Below are 16,893 nucleotides of genomic sequence, written 5' to 3'. Positions count from 1 at the left end.
GTAGTACAAACTGTTTAAGATTTTAGGTTAAAGCTTATTGTCTATATAGGATGTTATGATTTGATTAACGATTTGGGGAAAATGTGATCACTTCAGATTAATTAGTAAAATATTTTAAATAAATTTTTTTAAACATGAAAAAGAAAATTACTACTCTGTTTTTGTTAGCTCTAGGAGCTGGTATGTATGCACAGACTCCTGATCCTATTGGTATGGGGGTTGGTACTGCATTAGTACCTAATAAAAGTGCAATATTAGATATTGCTGCGAGTAAGAAAGGGGTCTTGATTCCTAGAGTTGCTTTAAATGATGTTAAAGTATTTGGTTTAGAAGGGGATTCTAAAACTGAAAGTATGTTGGTCTTTAATGATAAAGGTACTGCTGCAAAAGGATTCTATTATTGGACTAATAATACTACGACTCCTGCAGAAAGTAAATGGGAACTTATTACTTCTGAATCTGTATTAAATCAAAAAATAGATGAACTTAAGAATTATGTTGATACAGAAATAAAAAAGATAACTAATATAGTAGATGGTGCTAACCTAAGTTATTTAGTTGCTTTTAATCCTACTGGAGGAGCAAATGGTAAAGGAGAGTTTTCTTATTTAGTTCCTGATGGTAGCGGAGGGTATACTCAAAAAGCAATTACATTTGCTGAGTTAATCGCCTTATCTGAGACTAAAACTTTTATGAAAGCAGAGATGCATAAAATAAAAGATCCAAATGATGAAACTGGTAAAACTGAAGTTGAAGTAGTAAAAGCTTATTACTATTTCAATGAAGATGCAGTTAACGCCTGGTTAATTGCTGGAAATGATATTAAAGATATTAATGACCCAGTTAAGGGGATTCCTTTTACTTCAGGATTTAAAATCGACGTAGTAGGTACTGTAAGTTCTAACTTAGAACAAGTATTTAATGATAATCGTAAGTTTATTAATAAATTTATTACTAAATCTGAAGGGAATGTTTTTGCTGAAGTAGTTAATAATGAAGTTAAGTTATACTATATTAACAAAACTAATGGTAAAACTGAAGTGAATTTCAATACTTTTGAAACAAAAACTAATATTCAGAAAACGATTGTTGACGCTTCTGGAAAAGAGGGAACTTATACAGATGCTACATTAGGAACTCTTAAAGAAGGTCAAATACTATTTAAATACAAATCTGAAGAATTAGATGCTAATCAGCAGCCTGTAAATTATTATTTAAATATTACAGAAGAGGTTAAAAATTCATTTAATCATCAAGATATCAAAGACGAGTTAAATAGATATTTGACTCAAGGAGGTAATGTTTACTATGGTGAAATCACTACAGGTGATGGTAAATTCGTGTTATATCATTTAATTGATAATGGTGATGGAACATTTACAAAAAAACCAATTGATATTAGTGAAAACATAATCGAAACGATTAAAACTAATGATAAAGTAACAGAATTAATCAATGAGAAAACAAAAGTTGTAGTGACTACAGAAACTAATGTACCTACTGGGGAAGTTATCAATGGATATACTGTATATAAAGGTACTGCAGAGATACTTGTTAACCATGCGGATGGTTATGATTCTGAATTAGCTGCTAATACTTATGTAGTTACTAAACCAATGAAATTTGTAGTAGATGACGCAACTAAGAAAGGTTCTTGGGTTGAGAATAAAGCTGATAAATTTGGTAGATTACTTAAAGCATCAGTATTAGATAAAAATGGACAAGTATTATTCACTACAGTTACAGATGTAACTTCACCTGGTGATAATCAATTTAGATTTGCTTTTGGTGTTGGAAACAGTTATTATCCATTACCTAATGATAAATATGAGGTTGTTTTTGAATATCTTGGGGCAACAAAACAATAATAAAAAAAGTTAAGCACTATGAGAAAGTATTTAATAGCATGTGCTGCTCTATTTGGTATGTCCTATATAGGACATGCCCAAGTAGGGGTTGGTACACTAAGTCCTTCTGAGAGCACTGTCTTAGACATACACGCTAAGGATAGAGGGGTGCTTTTTCCAAGAGTTCATTTAAAAGATTTGAATGAATTAGATCCTGTTATTGGAAAAAAAGGAGACTTAAAGATTAAAGGATTAGTTGTATTTAATATTAATCCTAATTTACAAGATAAAGATCTTGCTGGAAAATCTGAAGGGTTTTATGTGTGGTCTGGTACATCTTGGGATAGATTAACAACACGAAGTGAAATTTTAAAGCTAATTGGAGATAACAATAGTAATCAATCTCTAGAAGAAATTTGGGCGGTCATTAATCAACTTATTAATCAAACTAAACCTCGAGAATCTTTGAAAGGAACTTCTGTCGTGTTGTATGATTTTGATAAAGAGCAATTTTATACATTAGTTAAAGATGATAAAGATAACGTTGTTAGTTCTGAGGTTGTTGACTTAACGAATGTAATCCAAAAGGCAGAAACAAAATCTTTAATTAATAGAGGAGAAGTTATTGCTGATGGGCAAAAACCAGAATTAGTTAAATCTTTAAATTATGACCAGACAAAGTTGAAGAAAGGTCAGATTTTTTATGAGTATTTAGGAGAAGAGAGAGATAAAGATGGAAAGCAAATTCCTTTTTATCTTGATATAACTGGAGATGTTAAGAAAACCATTACTAATAATCAAGAGGTACAACAAATTTTTGAAGAAACAGTAAATAAGTTTTTGACAGAAGGAGGTAATGTATTTTATGGTGATCATGATGAAGATGGAAATGCTGTTACTGAAGATGTTTTATATTCTTATGTAATCAATAATACGACAGGTAAGAGAGAAAAAAAGATTATTAATATAACAGAAACGCTTCGTGAAATATTAAAGAATGAAAACTTTATAAAAGAACTTAAAGAAGCTGTTAGTTATAATATTAGTAGTGCCATTACACAAACAAATATTAAGTATGAAGGTAAAGTAGTTAATGTGTTTTCAAGCACAGCAACTGTTAACTCTCTAGACGCTGAGGTTGTTGGTGTAGAATTTCCTGATGAAGTAGGTATTAAAGCACTTAACATTTTTGATATCAAATTGTATAGTTTAGAAGGAAAATTGATAACTGTAGGTATTACAGATATTAAGTATGATAGAGGGTTACTAGATTTTTCTTTAGGTAGTGGAGGGTTATATACACCAATTACTGCTGGTTCATACAAGGTAGTTGTTCAGTTTACAAAGTAAAACTTATAACAAAGAGTAGTAAAAAGCCTCTAGACATTGTCTAAAGGCTTTCTCTTTTAAATAAAAAAGGTCTCAAAAATATTTTTTGAGACCTTTTTTATGTTATTTAACTTGGTAAGTACCTATCGGTGTTATGTAGTTTTTATAGATGAAGTCTACTCTTCCATTACCTGCATCTTTAGGGATTTCAAAGTGTACTTCTGTTGGTGTTACTTTGAAAATATATGCAGGAGTTGGTGTGTCTGATGCTCCAGGTTGTAATGCACGAGTTCCTTTTTCAGCATTTGTTTTTTTACTTGGTAATTTTTTAGTAAAATTGATTGTGTATTCTCCAGCTTTACTTTCATCAAAACCTTTTCCTTTTAAAATAGCTGTATCCCCAGGTTGTTTATTTGAGAAATCAACATTGTTTATTTGCTCAGGGTATCCTGTAGGTTTTGGGTCATTCTTACTATTGTCATCACTAGAACAGCTTACAACGCTCAAAGAGATTGAGGTAATAAGGAATAAAAAAAGTTTTTTCATAAAATTGATTAGTTAATTGTTTAGAACTCTAAAGTAGTACCTTTTTTAATTCTAACAAATTATTGTGTCTTTTTTATTAGTTCATTTAGTATCGAATTTAGCCCTTCTGAAGCAGTATTTTTAATAACGGTTAGTGAGCAAGGTGTATGCTGAACTAACGCTGGGTTCGTGTCTATATAATAGGCTTGAGCATCTGATCTAGCATAAGATATTAGTGAGGCTGCAGGATATACTTGCATAGAGGTTCCTATGATGATGATGATATCTGCTTCTTCTACTAATGGAATAGCTTTCTCTAGTTCAGGAACCATTTCTCCAAACCAAACTATATGTGGTCTAAGTGAATGACCGAGTTCATTAGAGTCATTTGCTAAGAGATCTTTTGTCCAAGGGTATATTAGTTTTTCATTCTGTTCACTACGCACTTTCAATAGTTCTCCATGTAAATGAATAATATTATTAGATCCTGCACGCTCGTGAAGATCATCTACATTCTGAGTGATGATACTTACATTGTAGTGTTGTTCTAATTGAGCTAGAATGTTGTGAGCTTTATTCGGTTGACAACTTAATAGTTGGCGTCTGCGATCATTATAAAATTGCAAGACTAGTTCTTTGTTTTGTTGCCACCCTTCAGGTGAAGCTACCTGCATAACGTCATGACCTTCCCATAATCCATCAGCATCTCGGAATGTTTTAATACCACTTTCAGCACTCATTCCTGCGCCTGAAAGGACGACTAATTTTTTTTCCATAATATTCTTACCTTTGCAATTGTCTTAAAAATAAATATATAATGAATATTTCAAATAAGCTATTTCAGGACGTTGATTATTTAGAATACTTAGAGACTTTCTTGACTGAAAATAGAGTAGAGCGTTTTAAAGAAGTTTTAAAGGATCGTACAAATCATTTTACTGTTGTAGCTGAAGATGTATATCAATTGCATAATACGAGTGCTGTAATGCGTAGTTGTGAGGTTTTTGGTGTACAAGACTTACATGTTATAGAACAAAAATTTGGAAAGCGTATAGATAAAGAAATAGCTTTAGGTGCTGAGAAGTGGGTAGATATTCACCGTTATGCATCTATACCTACAGCCATTGAAGATATCAGGAAGAAGGGCTATCAGATTGTGGCAACTACTCCTCATGTAGAAGCAAATCATTTAGAAGACTTTGATATTAGTAAGCCTTCTGCTATATTCTTTGGTACAGAAAAAAATGGACTGTCTCCTGAAATTATAGAACAGGCAGATGCTTATATTAAAATACCAATGGTTGGTTTTACAGAAAGTTTGAATATATCAGTGTCAGCTGCGATTATTATTCAGAATCTAACTACAAGAGTAAGGAACTCAGATGTTGAGTGGAGGTTAAAGGAAGAAGAAATACTTGCAAAAAGAATTGATTGGGCTAGAAAGTCTATTAAAGATATTGATTTTGTAACTGAACGTTATTTAGAATCTAAGCAATAATATAAAACAAAAAACTCCTTCAATTGAAGGAGTTTTTTGTTTTATATAAGTGATGTTATTTAAGTACTAGGATTGCTCTTTTTGCGTAGTTTCATATTGATAAACTCTACAGCTAACGAGAATGCAATAGCGAAATATAAATAACCTTTCGGTACAGCTCCTATTTCTTGTCCAGCTAATACAGCATGTGAGATGTGCATACTTTCTGTAGTAAGCATAAATCCAATCAATATTAAGAAGGAAAGTGCAAGAATTTGAATAGAAGGGTTCTTATTCACAAAGTTACCTACAGGTATAGCAAACAACATCATCACTCCAACAGAAACAATAACTGCAGCAATCATAATATATAGAGCTCCTTGTAAGCCATTAGTCATACCTACAGCTGTTAGAATACTATCAACAGAGAATATAATATCAATCATTAAAATCTGCATGATAATGTTGCTAAATGATTTAGTAGCTATTTTTTTTGCATTAGGAGCTTCATCTATAGGGTGATGATCATGCACATGAGCTACTTTTTCATGTATCTCTTTGGTCGATTTATAAATCAAGAAGATACCTCCACCTAATAAGATTAATGCTTGTCCATTGAAGTCTGCGCTAAACCAACTCCAATTGATACTAAATAAAGGTTTTTTCATAGCGATAAGCCATGTAACACCAAATAATAATGCAATACGCATAAACATGGCTAAAAACAGCCCTATTTTTGTTGCTTTTTTGCGTTGTTCTTCAGGTAGTTTACCTGTGACGATTGAGATGAAGATAACATTGTCTATTCCTAATACAATTTCTAAGAATGTCAATGTAATAAATGCTACTATAGCATCTGCAGTTAAAAATACTTCCATAGTATTTAGTTGTGGATTAGATTATAAATCAGCTATTTTTTTAATAGTTCCTCTTTCTCTTCTTGCATCTCCTACATACCCATATTCGAAAGTACATAGATCTCCGTCTGTAGTAATTATCTTAATGCTAACAGGCTTTTTATCAGCCATAGTTTTAGGATTAAGTTTCTCTAAGATAAACTCGCAATCGTTTACCCAACGTATAGCAGCACTATCTGTTTTACCTTCGAATGTTTCTATTTCTAATTCTTCAGTTCTAATGAAAGTAGAAACTTTCTTTTCTCCATTAATTTCGGCAGTAAATTCGAATTTACCTGTTTTAAATTTAGCACAATTTCTTTCTTGATTATAACAAGAGACTAATAAAAATAAAAAAGGTAAAAAGTAAAGTAGTTTAGTTTTCATGTTTTTAATTTCCAAAAAGTGATTTTATAATAGTTTGTAATCCTTTAAAAAATAATAGCATAGAAGTTAAGCATATTAAACATCCTAAAATAAGTATAGGATAGAAAAAAGGGTGAGCTTGATTTTTTAAAGAACTATGGATAACGATAGGGCCTAAAAACATAAGGGGTAAAGTAATCATTAAGTATTTTACACCTTTGCTCAACAGTTTTCGATCAGTTTGTGGTTCTTCCATTATTTAGTTGATTTAAAACTTTCTATTGCTAAGCGGACATTCTGATATTGGTCTAAAAGCCCTTTAGCGATAGTGTAGTCTATATTTAATTCATTTATAATCATTTGTATTCCTCTTTCTTGTAGTTTAGCATTAGTCATTTTCATATCGACCATTTTATTGCCTTTTACTCGACCAATTTGTATCATACTACTAGTTGAGATCATATTAAGAACGAGTTTCTGCGCAGTACCAGCTTTCATACGAGAGCTACCTGTTACAAACTCAGGTCCTACGACCACCTCTATAGGATAATCAGCTACTTCAGCAAGAGGACTTTGAGGATTACAAGTTATACAACTTGTTGTGATTTTATTTTTTTGGCATTGTTCTAATGCTTTAATAACATAGGGAGTAGTACCAGATGCAGCGATACCAATGACAATATCTTTTGAATTGACATTATACTGTTGTAAATCTAACCAACCTTGTAAAGGATTGTCTTCTGCATTTTCTACAGCATGTCTAATGGCGTGATCTCCTCCGGCAATGATCCCAATAACTAAATCAGGTGATACTCCATAAGTAGGAGGGCATTCTGAAGCATCTAGGATTCCTAATCGTCCTGAAGTACCTGCTCCAATGTAGAATAGTCTTCCTCCATTGTTTAATTTAGAAACAACTTGTGTTACTGTCCTTTCTATTTGAGGAATTGCTTTTTCTACAGCTAAGGGAACAGAAAGATCTTCTTGATTGATATTAGACAATAATTCTTGGATAGACATCTTGTCTAGATTATCATAATTAGAAGATTGTTCTGTAATTTTTATAAAACTCACTTTTGAATAGTTTTTAAAAAAGTATGAACACAAAAGTAAGCAAAATAGTTTACTAACCCTTATTTATGTAGTAGAGGAACGATATAATTTTATGCCAAAAAAGCAGATTATTAAGAAGAGAAATTTTCTTTAAAATTATATTTATTCTTTTATTAAGCTAGGTAAGTATTTCTTTACTAAAGAATAAGGAGTTATTTAATGTCATTAGTTCTAAAATGGTAAAATAATACTAGTAAATAATTTTTTGTGTTGTGAGAAATGAATTACTTTTGCAGAGAGTAAACTGCCTTATCGCTACTTTCAGTAATGAAAATAGAGGAAAGTCTGGACACCATAGGGAGGCATAATGGGTAACGCCCATCCTTGGCTTGCCAAGAGGACAAGTGCAACAGAAAGTATGTACAGGTAATGCTGTAGTGAAACCAGGTAAACTCTATGCGGTGAAATGTCATGTATATTTAGCGTTTGAGGGTGCCCGCCCGATGCTTTAGGGGTAGGCAGATAGAGCTATCGAGTAATTGATAGCCGGGATAAATGATAAGGGGGTACTTCGGTACTTACAGAATCCGGCTTATAGGTTTACTCTTTATTTTTAGTATCTATTAGGTACTAAAAAAGGACTATTATCTAAGATAATAGTCCTTTTTTTATATGTTAGTATGATATTTATTCATCATCATCATCATCTTCCTCATCTTCTAGCTCGTATTCAAAGAAGGTAAATACAGAACCACCATAGTTTTTTTCGAAAGAGAAATGTTCTAAATGATCCATTTTAGTAAACTTAGAGTGTTCTATAACAACCATACCTTGCTCATCAACAAGTCCTTTCTCAAAAATATCCTTTAGTATTTTTTCAAATTGTTCTTGGGTAAAATCATAAGGAGGATCAGCAAAAACGATATCATAAGAAGCCTGATGCTTCTCTATAAATTTAAATACGTCAGACTTTAGTGGAATAATATTAAGGTCTAGTTCTTTTGCTGTTTTCTTTATAAAGTTAATGCACCCCATATCACCATCTACACTAACGATAGATTCTGCTCCTCTAGAAGCAAATTCGTAACTGATGTTTCCTGTACCTGCGAACAAGTCTAATATGGTTAGTTCACTAAAATTAAAGTGATTATTTAGAATATTAAATAGAGATTCTTTACTCATATCCGTTGTAGGACGGACAGGTAGGTTTTTAGGGGGCGAAATACGTCTTCCTTTTAGTTTTCCTGATATAATTCTCATGAATGGAATAAAATGTAATATTGTTTAGGTACTTGATGATGTAATAAAAGATCATCGCTAATAAAAAAATTATTATCTACTACACTGACTTCTCGAATGTAGGTATATGCTTGTTCATAATAAGAGTCGTCCGTATCTACTCTTCCAATCAAGTAAAGTGGGTTTGACTCTGTATTTAATTCTAATTGTTCATAAGTAAACAAGATGTAATAAATAAAGTCTTGTGCAGTCTGGCATTGAAATGAATTAAAAAAAAGTAATTCTCCATTACTGACTACTACTAATTCAAAGTGATCTTTTTGTAAAAAAGCATAAACTTCTTTTTCAGTATTTTTACTTGACTTTTTTAGTAAAATCTCTACTAGTAATGTATTAATGTTGTGGTAAGTAAAGCTTCCAAATTTATCAATTAAATAATTATTGATATTGACATAAGGAATATAAACATTATTAATAGCACTACTTTCTAATTCATCAAAAGCAAAGAAGTCTGTAGAAAACACTTTTGTTGAATACTGTAGATAATACCCCATAGAATCTTCATTGAATAGTTTTCTTGGGATAAATGTATTAAGTGTATTATCATGTAGTACAATTACTTCATCGTATCTTTCTGTTAATTCTATATGCTTTTGAAAAATTTTGTCTAATTGTTCCTCTATAGATTTAGTTTGAGAAATAGCTTCAGATGCAAAGTGAATAATCTCATGTGCTAATTTGTCTTTAATAGCAAAAGAGAATTTATTTAAAGAAACTTGTATTAAAAGTTTATGGTAATTCTTTGACATCGTGAGTTTAAAATATGAATTTCGAATATAGGCAAAATTACACTTTTTTATTGCAATCTTCTAGTCAAGGGATAAAAAGCTTAGTATCTTTGGCATACAATAGATAAAAAAGAATATACAACTATGATAGGTCAACAGTTTTATAAACTACTCCGTCAGAAATTTCCTTATGATTTAACTTTAAAGCAAGACATTTTTCTTCAGAAGATTGCTGATTTTGTTACAAATGATACACAAGATGAATTGTTTGTATTAAAAGGATATGCGGGTACTGGTAAAACTACATTGTTATCTACAGTAGTTAATGAATTGAGAAGCGTTAATAAGTTCTCTGTGATGCTTGCTCCTACAGGACGCGCAGCTAAGGTGATCAGTAATTATTCTAATCGATCTGCTTTTACCATTCATAAGAATATTTATTATCCTAAGCCTAGTAAGACAGGAGGTACTTTTCAATATACCATGCGTCATAATAGAAATCGAAATACGATATTTATAGTAGATGAGGCTTCTATGATTGGAGATGCTAGTGCAGGAGATACCTCTATGTATCCACATGGATCTTTATTGGACGACTTAGTTTATTATGTGTATTCTGGTTTTAATTGTAAGTTGATTTTAATAGGGGATACAGCTCAGTTACCTCCAGTAGGCATGAATATTAGTCCAGCATTAGATATAGACCAGCTTCGATTTAATTATGATATGGATATTCAGCATATAGAATTAGATGAAGTAATGCGACAAGAAGTTGATTCAGGAATTCTATATAATGCAACAGAACTACGTCTGGCAATCGGGTCTTATTTTGCAGATACTTTTCAGTTTCAATTACAAGGATTTAAAGATATTATTCGCCTAATAGATGGTTATGATATTCAGGATGCTATTTATTCATCATATTCAAACAGTGGGCCAGAAGAGACTACTTTCATTGTGCGTTCTAATAAACGTGCGAATGCATATAATCAGCAGATCAGAGCTCGTATTCTAGATAAGGATAGCGAGATATCAGCAGGTGATTTATTGATGGTTGTGAAGAATAATTACTTTTGGCTTAAAGACTCAACTGTAACTGACTTTATAGCAAATGGAGATATCATAGAGGTACTTCAGATCTATAGAACAGTAGAGCTGTATGGGTTTAGATTTGCTTCTGTACGAATTAGAATGATTGATTATCCTGATATGACTCCTTTTGATACTATGATATTTTTGGATACTCTGACTAGTGAGTCGCCTGCTCTTACGTATGATCAGATGAACAAACTGTATAATGAAGTGTTGTTAGATTATGAAGATGAGATAACCAAATATCGAAAAATGCAGAAATTAAAAGAGAATGAATATTTTAATGCTTTGCAGGTTAAGTTTGCATACGCCATTACGTGTCATAAGTCACAAGGTGGTCAGTGGGAGACGGTATTTATTGAACAACCTTATTTACCTGATGGAATAACAGAAGATTACGTAAAATGGTTATATACAGCAATGACTCGTGCTAAAGATAAATTGTATCTAATCGGTTTTCAAGATGAATATTTTCTTCAAGACTGATAGATAAAATAGTTTAACATTACCCAATTATTATTAATAACAAGATAGTATATTTGAATACTAAAAAAGATTAAAATGAAAGTTATAGCAGTAATACCAGCTCGATATGCATCTACCCGTTTTCCTGCAAAGTTAATGGAAGATTTAGCAGGGAAAACTATTATCCGTCGTACTTATGAAGCAACATTAGCAACAGGGCTTTTTGATGATGTATTTGTGGCTACAGACTCAGAGTTGATTTACAATGAAATTATCAACCATGGAGGAAAAGCTGTAATGAGTATCAAAGAACATGAGAGTGGGAGTGACCGTATAGCAGAAGCTGTAAAAGATATAGAGGCTGATATTGTTATTAATGTACAAGGAGATGAGCCTTTCGTTAGTAAAGAGAATTTAGAGAAGTTAATTGATATATTTCAGAGAGATGAGACTAAGCAAGTAGATTTAGCTTCTTTAATGACTCCAATTGATGAATGGACTACAATAGAGAATCCTAATAATGTAAAAGTAGTTGTGGATGATACCAATACAGCACTATACTTTTCTCGTTCTGTAATTCCTTATCCAAGAGATAAGGAAGTGAAAGTACAGTATTATCAACATATTGGAGTATATGCTTTTAGAAAAGAAGCTTTACTTGAGTTTACTACTTTACCAATGAAGTTTTTAGAAGCTTCTGAGAAGTTAGAGCAACTAAGATACTTAGAGTATGGTAAGCGTATTAAAATGGCTATTACAAAGCATTTAGGGATAGGAATAGATACACCAGAAGATTTAGAAAGAGCTAAACAGATAATAGCAGATAATCCAGAATTAAGATAAAAAAAGAGGCTTTAAAATAAAATTTAAAGCCTCTTTTTTTATATAGTAGAATTGGTTATTTCCTCTTTGTTTTCTGTTTCAGTATTTACTTCATGAGTATTGTTACTGTTTGTATTATTTTGATAAACAGGAGTAGGGATTGGAACTTCCTTTTTCTCAATAGGTACTTTGATTATAGTCTCCCATTCTGCTGCTAATCTAGAGTCAATAACAGACTTCTTAAGCAGTAAGATAATAGGTTCATCAGGTAGAATGTTTAATTCTTTATCACTAATCTCTGTTCTTGTCTTACGCATTGCTTCTGGTAAGAATGTGTAATAACCGATTAGTGTTGATTCAAAATAACTCTGTTTATCAAGTTTATCTATTTTATACTTTTCTTCTTCGTTTAAGTATATATTCCCTTTAATAGGTAAGGCAAATCGATAAGTAAGCGTGTTTTGTGCTTTCGAATTGTTCAATATCAAATAGGGATCTCCTGCTATTTCTATTTGGTTAGTAGAACAAAAATCAGATAAGTCCTTATTTAAGGCTAATAAGTCTTCATTTAATGTTCCTATAGAAGAAGAAGCTTCTAGGTATAGGTATTCGATACTAGGAGTTGACTTGACTGCATCTAGTTTTACTTCATATTCTTTATACTGTTTAATAAAGTAAACAATAAAAGCATCTATGTTTTTGTTAAGACTATTAGTAGCTACTTGGTTAGGTGATCCTTTAAAAAAAGAAGTAAACTTTGTTTGCAGGTCTAAAGTCCCATTAAAAGTAAAAGTAATTTGTGTTTTATTTTGTTGACCTTTTAATCTCCAAATAATATTTGAAATCTTATTGTCATTTAAAATATCTTGAGATAAGCTATCGTATGGATGGCTATATTCTGCTCTTATATGATAAGATCCTAAATTTTCTAACTCTATTTGGTAAGTTCCATTATTAGACTTTTGGGAAGTCATCCAATCAGTCCAATTGTCTAAATCATTGATATAATTATAGACTATTTCTTTAGGAGCATCCACAGTGAATGTTCTCTCTACTTTATATTCGGGACTTTGAGTAAGTATGAATACAAAAAGAGAAACTAATGTTAATAGTAGTAAAAGAGAGAAATACTTTAGAATTTTCATAACAATTTAGGGCTATATGAATTACTTCAAAAAGTTTTTTAAAATAAATAAAGAACCTATAAATGATAAAAAGGCAACTAAGACCCATAGTCTATTTTTGTAATAGATACGGTGTAGTTTTATATCTTTTCTATACATGATAATCATTACTATGGTAAAAGCAATAATGAAAAATATAGCAAACTTAAGTTGTCCAGGTGTAAACATAATTATTTTTTAGCAAAAATAGTCAAAAGAGTTAGATTGTAGATAAAAAAAACGGCAGAATTACTGCCGTTTTTTAATATGATAAAAGAAACTTTAGATTAGATTTTTTCTGTCCATCCAAAAGTATCTTCAATATTCTTTTGTTGAATTCCTTGAAGAGCTGTTTTTAATTGAATTGCAAAAGAGTTCTCATCACTCACTTCTGGTAATCCATAGTAATTATCTTGGAAAGCAAATCCTTCGATTTGTCCTACTGTAACTGCAGTTCCTGCTCCGAAGATTTCTTTTAATTCACCTTTAGCATGTGCATCTAGTAAATCTTGAACTACGATAGATTTTACTTCTACATTAATTCCTTTGCTCTTAGCGATGTCAAGCAAACTTTTTCTAGTCACACCATCTAAGATTCTCTCACTAGTAGGAGCTGTGATTAAAGTATCTCCAATTCTGAAGAATACGTTCATAGTACCTGCTTCTTCTAGTTTAGTATGAGTAGCATCATCAGTCCAGATTACTTGTTGGTATCCTGCTTCTTGAGCTAATTTAGTTGGGTAGAATTGTCCAGCATAGTTACCAGAACATTTAGTATAACCAACACCACCATTAGCAGCACGGCTATAGTGTTCAGCGATTTGAACTTTTACTTTTCCTGAGTAGTATGTACGTGCAGGCGAACAAATGATACAGAACATAAACTCACTAGAAGGTCCAGCTACTACACCTTCATGAGTTCCGATCATAAAAGGACGAATGTATAAAGCATTTCCTTGTCCTTGTTTAACCCAGTCTCTATCAAGGTTGATTAGTGCTTTTAATCCATCTACGAATCTTTCTTCGTCGATATGTGGCATAGCCATACGTTCTGCAGATTTGTTGAAACGAGCCCAGTTTTCACGTGGACGGAATAACCATACATCTTCATTTGCATCTTTGTATGCTTTCATTCCTTCAAAGATAGCTTGTCCATAGTGGAACACATTTGTTGAAGGTGCAAAAGACATTGGTCCATAAGGTTTGATTTCTACTTGTCCCCATTTACCATCTTTGTAGTGGCATACTAGCATGTGGTCAGTAAATACAGAACCAAACTTCAGGTTTTCGAAGTCAACTGATGCTATTTTTGATTTTTCTACTTTCTCAATAGAAAAAAGGTTGTTTGTTTCTAAACTCATTTCTTATAATGTTTTTTTAATTGTCTGTTTACTTATGCTTGCAATGTATTAAAAAAGCAACACATTACAAAATTATCAAAAAAAGTACTCAAAAATAGTTTCTTGTTGAACTTTATCTAAAATGCCGTGATAAATATTGTTTAATCGAAATTATTTACTGAAATTATAATAATCCATGAAAGATGTTTATATAAACTAAATCTTTTTGATTTATTTTTTTGACTTAATTTTGGTCTACCGAATACTTAATTTTTTTATCATGATAAGAATAATTGCTTCTTTAAGCATAATGGCTTTCATTTTGACTGGTTGTAAAAATGAAAATAAGGATAATTCTACTCTAGTAGATGTACAGAAGACATACGAATATTTTGGAGATAGTGTAGTAATGGGAGATGTTCTTTCTAAAGAAGCTATGCTTAAGAGATACCAAGAATTAAAAGAAGGAGATACTATAAAAGTACAATTTGAAACAACTATTAATGATGTGTGCCAAAAGAAAGGTTGTTGGATGAATGTAGAGTTGCCAGGTGAGAAAAAAGGATTTGTTCGTTTTACAGATTACGGATTCTTTGCGCCTATGAATGCCGCTGGACATGAAGTTATACTAGATGGTAGAGCGTTTATATCTGTAGTATCTGTAGATGAACTAAAACACTATGCTAAAGATGCAGGTAAGTCTGACGAAGAAATAGCAGCTATTACAGAACCTAAGGTTACTTACGCTTTTACAGCAGATGGTATCGCAATTAATAAAGATAAGTAATAGAAGGTGAGAAATAAATCAATATTGTGTCTTGTTCTATTAGTGTTTTCAGTTTTGTTATCTTGTAAAAAAGAAACTAAACAAATAGAAGATAATAAAGAATCTGTGACGAAAGATACAACTGCATTTAAGATGTATAATATGGCTCCGATGGCATCTCTTATGGAAGAGATGTATGCTCAAGGAGCATTTTTAAAGGCAGAAATAGAGCAAGAAAAGAAAGAATTGGGAACTTTACCTGATAAACATAGAGATATTCTTACTGCTAAGATGACAGATCCTAGTGATAGAGATATGTTTTTTACTGAGCAGGCAGAGCAGTATTTAAAGCTAGAACAGATTCTCTATCAAGATAATGAAGGTGATAAAGTACAACAGTTTAATGATATGATAAACTCATGTTTAACATGTCATCAAAAGAAGTGTGGTGGGCCTATTCCTAGGATTAAAAAATTATTGATACAGTGAAAAGAAAAATAGTGACAACTTCAGATGGCTCTACATCTATTGAAATTGAAGAATGGGGAGAAACATATCATTCAATTCATGGAGCTATTCAGGAGGCAAGACATGTCTATATAGAAAGAGGTTTTGATAGGATAGAGAAAACTACTGTGAAAGTATTAGAAATGGGGTTTGGTACAGGACTAAATGCTTTTTTAACACTAGTAGAGGCTAGAAGAAAGGGAAAAATAGTAGAGTATCACAGTATTGAAGCTTTTCCTGTAACAGAACAAGAAAGCGTAGCATTAGATTTTAGTGCTTTATATGACAGAGATGGAGATGATATCTTGTTTAAACAGATGCATCAGTGTACTTGGGATGTATCACATGAGGTTACAGCAGAGTTTACGTTGCATAAGATCCATAGTACCTTTGAAGAAGCAGTAGTCAATCAGTCTTATTTTGATGTTATTTATTTTGATGTTTTTGGATATCAGTTTCAACCAGATTTATGGTCTGTAGAAATATTCCAGAAGGTTTATGACGCATTAGGCGATACAGGCGTTATAGCCACGTATGCTTGTAGGGGGCCTATTAAAAGGGCGATGAAAGAAGTAGGATTTAAAATAGAGAAGGTTCCTGGACCTCCTGGTAAAAGGGAGATGTTAGTCGGGTATAAAGGATAATCTACTTCCATAAAATGACAAAGAAGGAAAATATACTGTCAATTAGATATTTATTTAATCATGAATAATATTAGTTATTTATTCGATTTTAGATTAACACTAATGTACTTTTTTAGGTTTTTTGTGGTTATTTTTTTGTTATTCTAGTATTAATTTTATGTAATTAAATGTCTTTTAAGGTTAAGTTTTGTGTTATGTTTTTTGTTTTAACAGAAAGTGTGTAAGTTTGTTCATAGAAAAAGAAAAAAATTGTAGTTATGAACAAACGAATGATGTTAGAGTACACTACCCTTGTACTTAAGAATGTCAGTTTTGATTCGGCCTTGTTTTCTAAAGAATTAGAAAAAGCAATGCATGCATTATTACCTTATGATTTAGAACAACTAATGATTTGGGTTAATGAATTTTTAAAAGAACAACCTAATCTTAGAGCTGAATTAGCTTTATTAGACAGTGAAATAATAGAAGAGCTTGCCTATGCATAGGGCAAGCTTTTTTTGTTTATACTAGAATTAAGTACGTAAAAACGACTCATTGAGTTTTAAATTTATATTTTTACCAAACTAGAAAATTA

General features: G+C 31.6%; 20 protein-coding genes and 1 other RNA gene. 10 read left to right on the top strand and 11 right to left on the bottom strand.

Translation table 11 applies throughout. From position 1 onward, the window contains the following. Positions 1-134 precede the first annotated feature (134 nt). Together MYRA21_RS18215 and MYRA21_RS18210 are read left to right on the top strand one after the other, a co-directional pair. On the top strand, positions 135-1,868 hold the full coding sequence (locus tag MYRA21_RS18215) for a hypothetical protein (RefSeq protein WP_039330237.1): 1,734 nt from the start codon (positions 135-137) through the stop codon (positions 1,866-1,868). An 18-nt stretch (positions 1,869-1,886) separates the two neighbouring features. Next, entirely contained in the window at positions 1,887-3,197 is a 1,311-nt protein-coding gene (locus tag MYRA21_RS18210) for a hypothetical protein (protein ID WP_039330234.1), read from the top strand. A 102-nt stretch (positions 3,198-3,299) separates the two neighbouring features. On the opposite strand, the gene MYRA21_RS18205 is transcribed toward MYRA21_RS18210, so the two are convergent. Further along, on the bottom strand, positions 3,300-3,722 hold the full coding sequence (locus tag MYRA21_RS18205; protein WP_006258496.1) for a hypothetical protein: 423 nt from the start codon (positions 3,720-3,722) through the stop codon (positions 3,300-3,302). A gap of 59 nt (positions 3,723-3,781) precedes the next feature. Next, the gene (locus MYRA21_RS18200; protein WP_006258495.1) at positions 3,782-4,477 is read right to left on the bottom strand and encodes a Sir2 family NAD-dependent protein deacetylase; all 696 of its coding nucleotides are present in this window, start codon (positions 4,475-4,477) and stop codon (positions 3,782-3,784) included. Positions 4,478-4,518: 41 nt separating this feature from the next. On the opposite strand from MYRA21_RS18200, the gene MYRA21_RS18195 reads away from it, so the two are divergent. Then, positions 4,519-5,199: an RNA methyltransferase gene (locus tag MYRA21_RS18195; protein ID WP_006258494.1), complete on the top strand. Its 681-nt coding sequence runs from the start codon at positions 4,519-4,521 to the stop codon at positions 5,197-5,199. Between the two features lie 59 nt (positions 5,200-5,258). Here the strand turns inward: MYRA21_RS18195 and MYRA21_RS18190 are convergent, their stop codons facing one another. From MYRA21_RS18190 to murQ, 4 genes are read right to left on the bottom strand one after another with little or no spacing between them, the layout of a single operon-like run. After that, positions 5,259-6,056: a TerC family protein gene (locus MYRA21_RS18190; protein WP_006258493.1), complete on the bottom strand. Its 798-nt coding sequence runs from the start codon at positions 6,054-6,056 to the stop codon at positions 5,259-5,261. Between the two features lie 21 nt (positions 6,057-6,077). Then, positions 6,078-6,461 carry a hypothetical protein gene (locus MYRA21_RS18185; RefSeq protein ID WP_006258492.1) on the bottom strand — a complete coding sequence of 128 codons (384 nt, stop codon included), beginning with the start codon at positions 6,459-6,461 and terminating at the stop codon, positions 6,078-6,080. Between the two features lie 4 nt (positions 6,462-6,465). Then, positions 6,466-6,696 (bottom strand): DUF6095 family protein, encoded by a 231-nt coding sequence (locus MYRA21_RS18180; protein ID WP_006258491.1) that lies wholly within the window; start codon positions 6,694-6,696, stop codon positions 6,466-6,468. Next, positions 6,696-7,514 carry an N-acetylmuramic acid 6-phosphate etherase gene (murQ, locus tag MYRA21_RS18175; RefSeq protein ID WP_006258490.1) on the bottom strand — a complete coding sequence of 273 codons (819 nt, stop codon included), beginning with the start codon at positions 7,512-7,514 and terminating at the stop codon, positions 6,696-6,698. The genes MYRA21_RS18180 and murQ overlap by 1 nt, the downstream gene beginning before the upstream one ends. A gap of 275 nt (positions 7,515-7,789) precedes the next feature. Here murQ and rnpB point away from each other — a divergent pair. After that, positions 7,790-8,104, top strand: an RNA gene (gene rnpB, locus MYRA21_RS18705) — RNase P RNA component class A. Positions 8,105-8,180: 76 nt separating this feature from the next. Here the strand turns inward: rnpB and MYRA21_RS18170 are convergent. After that, the gene (locus MYRA21_RS18170; protein ID WP_039330231.1) at positions 8,181-8,753 is read right to left on the bottom strand and encodes an RsmD family RNA methyltransferase; all 573 of its coding nucleotides are present in this window, start codon (positions 8,751-8,753) and stop codon (positions 8,181-8,183) included. Next, the gene (locus MYRA21_RS18165) at positions 8,750-9,541 is read right to left on the bottom strand and encodes a DUF3822 family protein (RefSeq protein WP_006258488.1); all 792 of its coding nucleotides are present in this window, start codon (positions 9,539-9,541) and stop codon (positions 8,750-8,752) included. The genes MYRA21_RS18170 and MYRA21_RS18165 overlap by 4 nt, the downstream gene beginning before the upstream one ends. A 123-nt stretch (positions 9,542-9,664) precedes the next feature. On the opposite strand from MYRA21_RS18165, the gene MYRA21_RS18160 reads away from it, so the two are divergent. After that, complete coding sequence (locus MYRA21_RS18160) at positions 9,665-11,098, top strand: ATP-dependent RecD-like DNA helicase (RefSeq protein WP_039330229.1); 1,434 nt, start codon at positions 9,665-9,667, stop codon at positions 11,096-11,098. Between the two features lie 75 nt (positions 11,099-11,173). Next, the gene (gene kdsB, locus MYRA21_RS18155; protein ID WP_006265783.1) at positions 11,174-11,920 is read left to right on the top strand and encodes a 3-deoxy-manno-octulosonate cytidylyltransferase; all 747 of its coding nucleotides are present in this window, start codon (positions 11,174-11,176) and stop codon (positions 11,918-11,920) included. Positions 11,921-11,958: 38 nt separating this feature from the next. Here the strand turns inward: kdsB and MYRA21_RS18150 are convergent, their stop codons facing one another. The 3 genes from MYRA21_RS18150 to MYRA21_RS18140 all read right to left on the bottom strand — a co-directional run bounded on the left by MYRA21_RS18150 (position 11,959) and on the right by MYRA21_RS18140 (position 14,423). Next, positions 11,959-13,044 (bottom strand): hypothetical protein, encoded by a 1,086-nt coding sequence (locus MYRA21_RS18150; RefSeq protein ID WP_039330227.1) that lies wholly within the window; start codon positions 13,042-13,044, stop codon positions 11,959-11,961. Between the two features lie 21 nt (positions 13,045-13,065). Continuing rightward, positions 13,066-13,251: a hypothetical protein gene (locus MYRA21_RS19450; RefSeq protein ID WP_006258484.1), complete on the bottom strand. Its 186-nt coding sequence runs from the start codon at positions 13,249-13,251 to the stop codon at positions 13,066-13,068. Between the two features lie 98 nt (positions 13,252-13,349). Then, on the bottom strand, positions 13,350-14,423 hold the full coding sequence (locus MYRA21_RS18140) for a branched-chain amino acid aminotransferase (RefSeq protein ID WP_006264181.1): 1,074 nt from the start codon (positions 14,421-14,423) through the stop codon (positions 13,350-13,352). 289 nt (positions 14,424-14,712) lie between these two features. Between MYRA21_RS18140 and MYRA21_RS18135 the strand changes: the two genes are divergently transcribed. The 4 genes from MYRA21_RS18135 (at position 14,713) to MYRA21_RS18120 (ending at position 16,804) form a co-directional block, all read left to right on the top strand. Next, entirely contained in the window at positions 14,713-15,189 is a 477-nt protein-coding gene (locus MYRA21_RS18135) for a DUF4920 domain-containing protein (protein WP_039330225.1), read from the top strand. A gap of 6 nt (positions 15,190-15,195) precedes the next feature. After that, positions 15,196-15,657: a hypothetical protein gene (locus MYRA21_RS18130; RefSeq protein WP_235280006.1), complete on the top strand. Its 462-nt coding sequence runs from the start codon at positions 15,196-15,198 to the stop codon at positions 15,655-15,657. Then, positions 15,654-16,319 carry a tRNA (5-methylaminomethyl-2-thiouridine)(34)-methyltransferase MnmD gene (gene mnmD, locus MYRA21_RS18125; protein ID WP_039330224.1) on the top strand — a complete coding sequence of 222 codons (666 nt, stop codon included), beginning with the start codon at positions 15,654-15,656 and terminating at the stop codon, positions 16,317-16,319. The genes MYRA21_RS18130 and mnmD overlap by 4 nt, the downstream gene beginning before the upstream one ends. Before the next feature lie 257 nt (positions 16,320-16,576). Beyond that, on the top strand, positions 16,577-16,804 hold the full coding sequence (locus MYRA21_RS18120) for a hypothetical protein (protein WP_006258477.1): 228 nt from the start codon (positions 16,577-16,579) through the stop codon (positions 16,802-16,804). Positions 16,805-16,893 lie beyond the last annotated feature (89 nt).

It is taken from the genome of Myroides sp. A21 (assembly GCF_000807225.1).
GTDB lineage: Bacteria > Bacteroidota > Bacteroidia > Flavobacteriales > Flavobacteriaceae > Flavobacterium > Flavobacterium odoratimimum.
Note: the sequence above shows the minus strand (reverse complement) of the source record. Positions and strands in the feature narration are given on the sequence as shown.

Excerpts from the sequence above, each read along its gene's own strand:
- MYRA21_RS18215 (WP_039330237.1), top strand. The coding sequence starts at position 135 with ATGAAAAAGAAAATTACTACTCTGTTTTTGTTAGCTCTAGGAGCTGGT.
- MYRA21_RS18210 (WP_039330234.1), top strand. The coding sequence starts at position 1,887 with ATGAGAAAGTATTTAATAGCATGTGCTGCTCTATTTGGTATGTCCTAT.
- MYRA21_RS18205 (WP_006258496.1), bottom strand. The coding sequence starts at position 3,722 with ATGAAAAAACTTTTTTTATTCCTTATTACCTCAATCTCTTTGAGCGTT.
- MYRA21_RS18200 (WP_006258495.1), bottom strand. The coding sequence starts at position 4,477 with ATGGAAAAAAAATTAGTCGTCCTTTCAGGCGCAGGAATGAGTGCTGAA.
- MYRA21_RS18195 (WP_006258494.1), top strand. The coding sequence starts at position 4,519 with ATGAATATTTCAAATAAGCTATTTCAGGACGTTGATTATTTAGAATAC.
- MYRA21_RS18190 (WP_006258493.1), bottom strand. The coding sequence starts at position 6,056 with ATGGAAGTATTTTTAACTGCAGATGCTATAGTAGCATTTATTACATTG.
- MYRA21_RS18185 (WP_006258492.1), bottom strand. The coding sequence starts at position 6,461 with ATGAAAACTAAACTACTTTACTTTTTACCTTTTTTATTTTTATTAGTC.
- MYRA21_RS18180 (WP_006258491.1), bottom strand. The coding sequence starts at position 6,696 with ATGGAAGAACCACAAACTGATCGAAAACTGTTGAGCAAAGGTGTAAAA.
- MYRA21_RS18170 (WP_039330231.1), bottom strand. The coding sequence starts at position 8,753 with ATGAGAATTATATCAGGAAAACTAAAAGGAAGACGTATTTCGCCCCCT.
- MYRA21_RS18165 (WP_006258488.1), bottom strand. The coding sequence starts at position 9,541 with ATGTCAAAGAATTACCATAAACTTTTAATACAAGTTTCTTTAAATAAA.
- MYRA21_RS18160 (WP_039330229.1), top strand. The coding sequence starts at position 9,665 with ATGATAGGTCAACAGTTTTATAAACTACTCCGTCAGAAATTTCCTTAT.
- kdsB (WP_006265783.1), top strand. The coding sequence starts at position 11,174 with ATGAAAGTTATAGCAGTAATACCAGCTCGATATGCATCTACCCGTTTT.
- MYRA21_RS18150 (WP_039330227.1), bottom strand. The coding sequence starts at position 13,044 with ATGAAAATTCTAAAGTATTTCTCTCTTTTACTACTATTAACATTAGTT.
- MYRA21_RS19450 (WP_006258484.1), bottom strand. The coding sequence starts at position 13,251 with ATGTTTACACCTGGACAACTTAAGTTTGCTATATTTTTCATTATTGCT.
- MYRA21_RS18140 (WP_006264181.1), bottom strand. The coding sequence starts at position 14,423 with ATGAGTTTAGAAACAAACAACCTTTTTTCTATTGAGAAAGTAGAAAAA.
- MYRA21_RS18135 (WP_039330225.1), top strand. The coding sequence starts at position 14,713 with ATGGCTTTCATTTTGACTGGTTGTAAAAATGAAAATAAGGATAATTCT.
- MYRA21_RS18120 (WP_006258477.1), top strand. The coding sequence starts at position 16,577 with ATGAACAAACGAATGATGTTAGAGTACACTACCCTTGTACTTAAGAAT.